Here is a 10,017-nt window from a genome sequence, read left to right on the forward strand (position 1 = left end):
TTGCCGATGATGCCGTCGAAGAAGCTGCCGACCAGAGCAATGATGCCGGTGAAGAACGCGCCGACCTTGGTCAGCCAGTTCGTCTTCACCTCCGGCACCTTGTCGCGCACGACGTCGGCCGGCGCATCCGCGCGCGCGGCGGGAATGGCCCGCGGCCTGGCCTTCTGCAGGGACAGCAGCAGATCGTCATCGATGCCGTCACCGGCCGGCAGGCCGTTGTCGGAGCGGAAGGCGCGGATAGCGGCTGCGGTGAAGTCGCCGGCCTTGCCGTCGACGCCCCCGACCTCGGTGTAACCGAGATCCTTCAGCTGCTGCTGGGCGCGCTCAACCGTTGCCTTGTCGACGGCCGGCACCACCGCGGCGATCGACACAGGCTCAGCCGAAGCAGGGTCCGCCGCCGGCGAGAATGGCGTGTCCCTGATCTTTTGCCATTTGGCAAAGGCGGCGGCCATCTTGGTATCGTAGGCATTTTTTTTGTAGCCGGGACCATTCCAAGTTCTGGCGATGACCGGCCAGCGATGCGCGCGCAGATCGTCGTCGATCTTCCACGCGACCAGGAGGCGCACTGTCGCCTCGAGGTGGTTGGCCTCGGATGCCAAGAACGCCGTCACCAACGCCTGCGGTGAAGTGTACCCGGCATCGCGATGGTTCTCGCCGAGAATCTGGGTCAAGCCCCACGAAGCGGCCATCAACGCAATCCTCTCGTCGATCGCCATCGCTTTGACCAGGCGCGGGTAGCTGTCCTTGGGATAGGGCTTCATGCCCCATTTCGGATAGGCGAGCCCAGCCTTGACCGCAGCATCCCGCTTCATGCCCTTGCCGAGAAGCCGGTAGAAGACATGCGGTTCGAACAGCATCTTCGGCCGGCCGGTCGGGTCAAAGCCGGATCCTGCCGCCTCGACGTCCATGAAGGCATGCAGTTCGTCCTCGCCAACGACGATCTCGGCACCAATGCGCGGAATGTCGATGTCTTTTAGGCGCACCGCCGCGCCCTTGAACGAAGTGTCCATGGGTTTTCCTTTCGAGGGATGATGGCTATGGTCGGCGCCGGGGAGAGCGGGCCGATGGGGAATTTCACAGTCGAGATGATGCGCGACGGCAGAGCCGTGAAGCGTGCCGAGGTGCAGGCCGGCAGCGATGTCGAGGCCGCGAAGGTCTGGGGACAGGTGAAGGTGCCGCTAGGCCGCGAGGCGGAGACCGGCGACTGGATACGGGTGACGCACATGACCAGCGGCAGGACAAGCTGGTTTACTGTTGAGACGTGAAGTCATCTCAGCTACAAGTTGCCCGCCGACAGGCGAAATGGGCGGGATAATACTTTGACACATCAATTCGGGATGAAACCGCGTCTTGTCGGGCTAGACGTCGCACGCATATTTGCAGCACTCGCCGTCATGGTCTTTCACCTGGGTTTCTGGTCTTGGGCTGTGAAAGGGTCAACTCCGCAATCTGTGGTTCAGGGGGCGGCAGCGTTTCCTGAATTGGCGCCCTTCACGTTTTGGGGGCGTTTTGGCGTGGAGATCTTCTTCGTCATATCCGGCTTCGTCATCGCTTTTTCTGCCGCGAGTGCCACGCCATGGCAATTCATCAGAGCGCGCTTCCTGCGCCTGGTGCCAGCTGCTCTTATCTGCGCCACGATGACGTTTGTCGTCGCCATCACGATCGGTTTGCTGCCGACGTCGACATTGGTGGATCGATACATTCGAACGCTGACCTTCAACCCTTATGCGCCGTGGATCGATGGCGTCTATTGGTCGCTTGGCGTCGAGATCAGCTTCTACGTGCTCATCGCAGCGCTTCTGATGATCCGCCGGTTCTCCTGGATTGAACCAGTCGCAGCGATCATCGGCACGGCCAGTTCTTTCTTCTGGGTATGGATCCTGGCGGCTACGCTGGGCTACGTGCACCCGCCAGTTTCAATGATCGACGGAAGATCAATGGATTTGCTGATGATCACCTACGGCGCATATTTCGCCACAGGCGTGTTCTTGTGGTCATCGCTGATGATCAAGCCGAACGCGGCTCGCAGCGTTGCACTTCTGCTCTTCGTTGCGGGCGGGTTGGCTGGCATCTACATGAATGCGCCGGCATACTTCGCCAAGATCATCGACCCGTCACTACGCTGCGTCCCAGCAGTCGTCTGGCTTTTCGCCATCAGCTTCATTGTTCTCGCAACCAGGTTCGACTACCTGATCGTCAGCAGGATGAAGCCTGGAATGCTAGCCGCCATCCGTCTCTGCGGAATGGCCACTTATCCATTGTATCTCCTGCACGACATCATCGGCGCTGCTGTTCTGCGGATGCTTGTCCTGCAGGACATCGACCGTTTCGTCGCGCTGACCTACACCTTCGCCTTGATGATCGCCCTATCGCTTGCCGTCACATTGGCTGTTGAGCCGCCCTTTCGAAAGGCGATTTCGCGAGTCATCGACTTCCGAGTGCTCCGACCGACTACTGCCGAGGCGAGCCAAAAAGCCTAAAGTCCGGCTGCCAGCAGTCGTTGCTCATGATCCTTGAGCTTCGCCCACATGACATTCGCGGCCACTGCCAGCATCTCAACTGCCAGCCATTTGCGCGAAAAAAGATCGCCTATCGACAGGTCATTGTGCTGCCAGTCAGCCTGCGTCGGCATGCCAGGCAACGCTTCGTCGGCGAGCAGCCGCGCGAAATATTGCTCTGGGTCGCGCGGGTCGAAGCCATCATCCAGCATGGCCTTGAACACGCGTGCTGTGCCATGCACGCGGGAGATAGTTACGGCCGGCGTCGTGATAGTCTCCGTTAGCGGAACCTCGATAGCATCAATCCCGTTGCCCGCCTCGTCCCACACAGGTACGAGTTCCACGGCTGGCCGCTTTTCGATCTCAGTGACGGACCGGCGTACCAGGCCATCGTCGGTTTCGATATCCACAGTCTTTTCGACCTCGACATCAACCAGGACCGGAGCTTGGTCGACCGCTTCCGGAATGACAAGATCTGGGACCAGGGCATCCCATTTTTGAAGGTCGACTGCCCCTTCGGCGATGAACTCTTTCGACAGCGCCATGCAGGTCAACAGCGTGTTGTCGTCATAAACTGCCGTGGCGTTGATGGTTCCGGCGCCTTTGTCGCCGCCGGTTGCGCCGGTCATGAGAAGACCGTTGTTGACCGTCAGTCTTATTGTTCGCGTGAGCGTGCCATTTGTGGTCGTCTCGATAATCATATCGGTGCCTTGCACCGCATCCGACCAATTCTCGCTTGCTCGGAATGTGAATCCGGCGCGCCCCAACGTCGAAAAGCTCGTTGCTCCGTAACCTCTTCCCTGAATGCCCGCGATGACGTCGCCGCTAAGCACAGCAGTTGGCGCACCTGAGTTTCCCCTTGCCCGCTGCGCGACAATTGGACCTGACGTAGGTGTATTAGAATATGAAGTTATTTGCAGGCCTTGATTGTTCGAAGCGATCGACAGTGTGTCGGTCAGCAACGTTGTGCCACTAAAAAGATTGGCACCATCCAGCAGCGGAATGTTATTTCCCGATGTGCCAGTGTTTTTAAGTGCTGCGGTGCCAAGGCTCAGAATGGCGCGAGCCTGCGCTGCCGTAAGGTCTTCCGGTGCGCCCGTGCCCGCAGTCGTGCGCCCCTTGATGGTGGCATTGGCCATGTTGGCCATCTTGACGACCGGGATGGCGGGATTGGTGCTATCGACTGTCACGCCTGTACCGGACGCGATGCTGCTAACCGGACCGCCCGCCGCAGCATCCGTTACGGGGAATGGCCCTTCCCACGCCGTGCCTGACCATCGGTAGAAGGCGAAGGCGACACCGATTTCGGCATGCAAGAAGAAGAAGCCTTCATCGTCGGAGGTCAGGACAATGGCGTCGCGCTCGGCGATCGTGCCCGAGGCGTTGGGATGAACGCCGGCCAGGGAGAGCGTCACCAGCACGCGCGACAGCGTGCGATTGAGGTCGACGATGTCGGCGGCGTTCGAATTCTCCAGCGCGATGGCGTAGGCGGCGCCGGCAGCGGTCGCTCCCGGCCAGGGGTAGGCGAGCGTCAAGTGCGTGTCGTCGGTGACCGACAAGATCGGCACCGCCACGCCAAGGCGCGTGAACATGCCGCCCGCGACGAGCCCGAGAGCCCATGCCGTGCCGGCGCCAGTCACCACTGCATTGCCGTTCGTCACGGAAACCGTGCCGGTGGAATAGATCGATGCCATTTGGATTTGCCCTTAGTCGGGAACAGCGAGGACGAAGTAGCGGAAGACCCAGCCGCTGCCGGCGGTGTCGTTCACACTGAAGGTGATGGTGTGGGCGGTGGCGTCGTAGACCCACCAGTTGGTGAGCTGAAGCGTCACGCCGAATGCAGAGGACGTCCAGTTGGCGTTGATCAGAATGTCGCCATCGTTGAAAGTGGCGTCGGCGCCGATCTTCTGCAGCGCCGTCAGGATGATGGGCGGATTATCCAGCGCCGGAACCGAAAGCGTGTAGGTGCGCGCCGGTGAAGAGACACCCGGCGTCCCTGAGAACAGCGTATCCGCCACCTTGCCATAGGCGACCACCGGGCAATAACGATATTCGCTCCACAGCAGGATATCGGCCGGCACCGGTGGCGAGGCCGCGCCCGGCCGCAGCATCTTGATCTCGCCCTCGTCGGTATACAGGATCTTGCCGGAACCGCCCGTCGTCGGGGTCTGCTGGTTCTGGACCATGACATTGTAGAAGACCGTGATCGACACGGGGGTGCCGTTGAAGATCGTCAGGTTGTTTCCGGAAATCGTGGCATCGACGAGAAAGGCGCTTGATGGAGCCGAGAACGCCGCCATGTTGCCGGCCGCCGCCCCGATGATATAGGGGATCGAGCCATCCGGCACGTCGACGCCGAGGGCGATCACCTGCGTCTGTCCAGCCGTCAACGTCGTCGATCCCGTCGCGACGATGGTCAGGGGTCTTTGATCCTCATGGACGATGCACTGTGAGGCAATCGCCGTCCTGGCGTCGACGGCGCCGCGAGAGATGCGCGCGTAGCCGCGCTTCTCGTCGACCACAAAGAAGCAGTTGCCGCTGACTGGCGGTGTCGACAGGGCGGTATAGTCCCGGTCGCAGGGAAAGCGGGTGACGATCGACATGGCGCAATACGGACTGGCCACAGCGCCAAATTGCGAAACCATCTCGTCGGGATGGTTGTTCAGATTGTCGTAGGCCGAGGTTGTCCGAATGCCGCTGTTCTGCTTGACCTTGGCCATCGAATTGGGATTGCCGTTGGTCAGCGTGTCGTCGCGGTAGATCCTGGCCTTGTTGTTCGTCGGATCGATGTAGCGATGCTCGATGATCGGCAGGAAGCCGTAATAGGCGATTGCCCGCGCCGCATGACAGAAGACGAAGCCACCGCTCTCGCATTTGAGAACATAGTTCGACGAGTTGCGGCCGGCCGGATAGTAAGTCGTGACCGTGCGCGGCCAGATGATGATGTCGTCGATGTAGCTGTATTCGGTGTTGCGCGAATTGAAACGATGCTTTTCCCAATCCGTGTCCGGCGTCGACAAAGGATCGTAGGACGCATCGGCCATGATCTTGACCATCGGCACGCCGCTGCCGTCCAGCCCGATGAAGCCACGCGTGCTCATGCGAACAGTTCGATCTTGGCTTCTGTGCCGTTGCCGGTGATCACTAGCTTGCCATTGGCGGATTGCAGCTCTTCCACGATGGCCGTGCCGATCCGCGCGACCTGCAGCTTCAATTCGCCGCTTGCGAACACCAGGGGCGTGCCATCATTGGTCCCGTCACTGACGACGAACTGATCAGCCTTGATGACGAAGCGCGAGAACGGCGCCAAAGGATTTCCGCCGGTAAAACCGGCTTCCATGACATAGCCGGCATCGACCCAGACGTCGCCGATGGTCGCGCGCACCTGCGCTATGAGGCGGGAGGTCACGTCACCGCTTCCGGCGGTGGCAATGAGCTGGAACAGCCCATCCGCCGAAATCAGGCCAACCGATGCTTCGACGGCCGTTGTGGCTGCTGCCAGCGCCACAAGCTCATCGTCAATCTCAGTGATCGACGCCTCGAGCAGCTGCTGCGCAGCGGCGGTGGCGTTGCGGAAGCGAACGGCAACCGAGTTGTCCTTGGCAACGCGACCAGCGGCATCTACCGCAGCGGCGGCCAACTGATTGATGCGCTCTATGATGGCGACGCGCGTATCGGCGACAAGCGTGGCGAAGAGATCGTAGATGTCTTCCTGCACCTGGCCGAGGCCGACCGACACGGCCGGTACCGTTGCCGCCGGCGTGTCGACGGTTGCCCAATCGGTGAAGAACGTGGTGCGCACCGGGCGCGTGATGATGCGATGGCGGTATTCGTAGGTTGTCGCCGCCAGAACGCCATCGCTGGTGATCAGCACCTGGTCGGGCACATTGGCGCGCTTGACGATGCTGTCGGTCTGACCCTGCGGCCGGTGTTCGATGTCGACCGACACGACGGTGATGTCGGTGAACGCGTTCCAGGTGAAGCGCAGGCCGGGGATTTTCTCCGCCGAACCGGCGACCTGTTGCGCCACACCGAAGGCGAGGAAATTGGCGGCTTCGGTCTGATAGTCGGGGGGCCCAGGAAGCTCCGGCACCGGCGGCACGGTCGTGTAATCGGTGCCGTCGAAGATCTCGTCGCCGACTTCCTGCAGTTTCAGGTGGATGTTGCGCGCACCCTTGTCGCCGAGAGGCCCAAGCGTTTTCTCCAGGATCTGGAATTTTAGCGTGCCGAACTCAATCGAATCCCATTCGCACCAGCGGCCGACCTTGGCATCGGCGAGGTACATCGGGTGGATGACGATATCGCCATTGCCCTGGAACCGGCTGGCCTTGAAGGCGATGTCGGCCAGCCGATCGGCGACCTCCGCCTTGTTGACCGCGCCGTAGGGGATTGCCACCGCCAGGCGTTCGCCATCTTCGGCAAGGGCAATTTCGTCGATCCGTACCGCGAACGGCGTCTGTTCGAAGAAGGCGTCGGGATCACGAAACGTGCCGGCCAGCGTGTTGATCAGTTCCGACTTGGTGCGCTTGGTCGAGAAACGGAAGGTCTCGTCGACCATGATGTCGTCGTCGGTGAAGGTGAACACCGTCGACTGCGCGGCACCCACGATCGGAAACTCGCCGGAGGCGTCCTCGATCCACGTCGCCGCGCATGCCTCGAACAGCGGCTGGATGTTCTGGTCGTGGGTGACGCCGGATCCTGCCGCGGCGATGACGCCGGCAGAGTAGCGCTTCAGCAGGCCGATGCTTTCGTCGCAGACATTGGCGGCCAGCGTCCAGTCGCCGAGCGGCAGGCGCCCGGCCGGCACGCCCTTGCCGACCATCATTTCCGTGCCGTTGAAGAAGCCGCGCTCCAGTCCGTAGACCATCAGCACCGGATTTTCGGAAAACTCCCAAGTGTCCTGGTCATTCCAGCGATGGGCGCCACTGCCGCCAACGGTGCTGTCTTTGCGCCAGTCATAGAGCGGGGCGCCCTGCACCTCGAAGAAGGCCTCCCACGGCTGCTGCATCTTCTCGCGGTCGAGCTGCATGGTGACGACGGCATAAGCGATGCCGGCGCCACGATGATCCGCACTCCAGCGGCCGGGCGGATTTGCCTTATCGATCAGCCCAGCATCGGCCACCTGATCCATGGCGCCGAGATAGACCTTAACCCAGATTTCCCCATCTATGCCCTGGACGCGGAAACCCTTGACCGGATCCTCGACGCCGCCGAGCGAGCGCCATTCGCCTTCGGCGCGCACGCGGGTGACGCCGGTGATGCGGAAGTCGGAAAGCTTGTAGACGTCCTGAATGGACCGATTTCCCGAGCCAAAGGCATTGCGGTAAAGCTTCTGGCCGGCGGTGCCATAGACGCCGAGGCCGACCGTGCGCGCCAGATCCTCGCCATAGACCGTATCGAGCTGGACGGCCTGCGCCTGCGGTTCCTGCTGGCCGAAGATCGCGCCGAGGGCATATTTCGCGGCAAGACCGATACCGAAGCGGGCGAGGCCGGCAAGGATGGTCGAGCCGCCCAGCCACGACGCGAAGCCGCCAAGGCCGACTGCGCTGGCGAGCGGCGCAATGATCGGGATCAGGAACGGCATGCTGTCAGCCGACCTTGAATGCGGATTTGATGTTCATCTGCGAAACGAATGACAGGCCGGCCTCTGTTTTTACCGCGAAGCCGAGATCTGTGACGAAGCCTGCGCAGAGCACGCCGTTTTCGACAACGCCGATATCGCCGCGCTGCGCCATCAGCCGGCCGACGGGCCGGAACAGGCTGGCCAACGCCATCTCGACATCGCCGAAGCCGCGCTTGCGCAGGATCCTCGCAGCGCCGGCTTCGGTCTTGTATTTGCCACGGATGTCGGCGGCAGGATCTGTGCCGGTGATCGCCTCGACGGCATCGGCGACGGTCAGCAGGCAGTCGGACACACCCCACACGCCGGGTATCGACTTGTGCTGGTTGACCAGACGCGCAAGGCGGCGGTCCCAGTCGGGCAACCGGGTGAGTTCGAGCATGATCGGCCTCAGTCGAAGGTGATGTCGAAGAACTCGTGCCGCACGGTGCTGGCGAATTCGAAGATGCGGTCGCCGGGCGAAACGAGCTGCTGATCCTGATGGCTTGCGGTGCGGTAGCCGTCGCGATGGTTGGCAATGGCCCCGGAACGCACATTGGCGATCAGCTTCTTTTCGCCATTGTCACGGGAATGGTCGACCGTGTCGATGAATCCGTAAGCGCCGGGCTCGGCATGCAGGAAAGAGCGGTCGTCGGGATCGAAATAGAAGTCGAACACCGTGACCGGCGCATCCTTGTAGCCCTCATCCTCTATCAGCAGCAGCTTGTCGGGCGTCAGGCCGGAATCGCGCTTGGCGATCAGTTCGACGGTGAAGGTCGATGCGGCGGTGCCGAGGCCATAGACGGGCTCGGAGACGCTGATCAGCGAATTCGGCCAGTAGACCAGGCCGTCGACGGTAATGTCGCCCTTGCCGTTCCAGAAGCCATAGGTGCCCGTTGTGCAGGCGATCTTGATGCCGGAGCGGATGACGGCGCGGCTTTCGGACAGCACCGTCTGCAGGCGAGTCGGAAAACTCATTTCGGGATCTCGACAAGGGTAAAGGTCGCGACCGGCTTCGGCTCGTCGGGGATGGAGAACGATCCCGGCATGACGCGCATGTTCGCGACCGGGTTCTTGAACGTCATGACGGCGCCGGCCGTGATGTAGGCCGGCACGGCCGGCTCGACGGTGACGGTGATCGCGTTACCCGCGGCGACGCTGCCGGTCTGGATGCGAAACAGCGCATTGTAATCGCCCGTCGTCGCCGAGATGAGGTCACCGGCGCCGAGCGTAAGGCCATTGTCGACGCTGTTGATGAGCAGCGAGTTGCCAGTGATCGAAACGAGGGTGCCGAGATTGGCCAGCGCAGCGGCACCGGCATTGCCCCAATAGGCGCGCGGGATGCACATGTGCTTGGGCGTGTAGAGCACCGTCTGCAAGCCGCCGCGGCTGGCATCCTTGAACGCCTCGACCAGCAGCCGTTCCGAAGCCTTGAGCGGCTTGGTGCGCATCTGGATGGTCCAGTAGCTGTCGGCATACTCGACGAACGCCATGACCCGCGTGCCCGAGCGCGAAACCGAGACCGACTCCATCAGCTGCGGATAGGCGTGCTGGAAGCCGACGGCGGGCAGGGCAATCGCCGTCATCGCATCAGCCCCGTCGTCTTGGCCTCACGGATGGCCTTCACCACACGCGGGGTGAATTCCTTTTCGAATTTCTTCAGCGCGGCGGTGACCTGTTCGCCGGAATCGCCCTGGCCGCCATCCATATGGATAGTCGGCGCGAAAACCGGGCTGATGACGGAAGCGCCACCGCCGCCGGCGGACTGCACCGAAGGAACGCTCGGATGGATCATGCCGGATTGGCCGGGCACGAACACTTCGGGACGCTTCTCCCCGACAATATAGGCCTTGCCGGCCTGCACCGGGCCGCCGCCGGCGCGGAACGTATCATCGGCCCAAGGAATGCCGCCACCGCCGC

At 61.9% G+C, this 10,017-nt stretch carries 9 protein-coding genes and 1 pseudogene; 2 read left to right on the forward strand and 8 right to left on the reverse strand.

Going from position 1 to position 10,017, the window contains the following annotated elements; all coding sequences use genetic code 11:
* A partial coding sequence (locus tag EN749_RS22165; RefSeq protein WP_128363968.1) for an N-acetylmuramidase domain-containing protein occupies positions 1-1,010 on the reverse strand: 1,010 nt, incomplete at its 3' end.
* 54 nt (positions 1,011-1,064) lie between these two features.
* Between EN749_RS22165 and EN749_RS22170 the strand changes: the two genes are divergently transcribed.
* Together EN749_RS22170 and EN749_RS22175 are read left to right on the forward strand one after the other, a co-directional pair.
* Positions 1,065-1,265, forward strand: a complete 201-nt coding sequence (locus tag EN749_RS22170; RefSeq protein ID WP_128363969.1) for a hypothetical protein — start codon at positions 1,065-1,067, stop codon at positions 1,263-1,265.
* 54 nt (positions 1,266-1,319) lie between these two features.
* Positions 1,320-2,480 carry an acyltransferase gene (locus tag EN749_RS22175; RefSeq protein WP_128363970.1) on the forward strand — a complete coding sequence of 387 codons (1,161 nt, stop codon included), beginning with the start codon at positions 1,320-1,322 and terminating at the stop codon, positions 2,478-2,480.
* Here the strand turns inward: EN749_RS22175 and EN749_RS22180 are convergent.
* The 7 genes and pseudogenes from EN749_RS22180 to EN749_RS38250 form a co-directional block, all read right to left on the reverse strand.
* Positions 2,477-4,192, reverse strand: coding sequence for a hypothetical protein (locus EN749_RS22180; protein ID WP_128363971.1), 1,716 nt, complete (start codon positions 4,190-4,192; stop codon positions 2,477-2,479). The genes EN749_RS22175 and EN749_RS22180 overlap by 4 nt on opposite strands.
* A 12-nt stretch (positions 4,193-4,204) precedes the next feature.
* On the reverse strand, positions 4,205-5,599 hold the full coding sequence (locus EN749_RS22185; protein WP_128363972.1) for a hypothetical protein: 1,395 nt from the start codon (positions 5,597-5,599) through the stop codon (positions 4,205-4,207).
* The gene (locus EN749_RS22190) at positions 5,596-8,082 is read right to left on the reverse strand and encodes a hypothetical protein (protein WP_128363973.1); all 2,487 of its coding nucleotides are present in this window, start codon (positions 8,080-8,082) and stop codon (positions 5,596-5,598) included. The genes EN749_RS22185 and EN749_RS22190 overlap by 4 nt, the downstream gene beginning before the upstream one ends.
* Before the next feature lie 4 nt (positions 8,083-8,086).
* Positions 8,087-8,500: a hypothetical protein gene (locus EN749_RS22195; RefSeq protein ID WP_128363974.1), complete on the reverse strand. Its 414-nt coding sequence runs from the start codon at positions 8,498-8,500 to the stop codon at positions 8,087-8,089.
* An 8-nt stretch (positions 8,501-8,508) separates the two neighbouring features.
* Positions 8,509-9,075 (reverse strand): DUF2163 domain-containing protein, encoded by a 567-nt coding sequence (locus tag EN749_RS22200; protein WP_128363975.1) that lies wholly within the window; start codon positions 9,073-9,075, stop codon positions 8,509-8,511.
* Positions 9,072-9,683, reverse strand: a complete 612-nt coding sequence (locus EN749_RS22205) for a hypothetical protein (RefSeq protein ID WP_128363976.1) — start codon at positions 9,681-9,683, stop codon at positions 9,072-9,074. The genes EN749_RS22200 and EN749_RS22205 overlap by 4 nt, the downstream gene beginning before the upstream one ends.
* Positions 9,680-10,017, reverse strand: a pseudogene (locus tag EN749_RS38250) (phage tail tape measure protein); the annotation flags it as partial. The pseudogene EN749_RS38250 and the gene EN749_RS22205, both read right to left, overlap by 4 nt.

The organism is Mesorhizobium sp. M7A.F.Ca.ET.027.02.1.1, assembly GCF_004022985.1.
Lineage (GTDB): Bacteria > Pseudomonadota > Alphaproteobacteria > Rhizobiales > Rhizobiaceae > Mesorhizobium.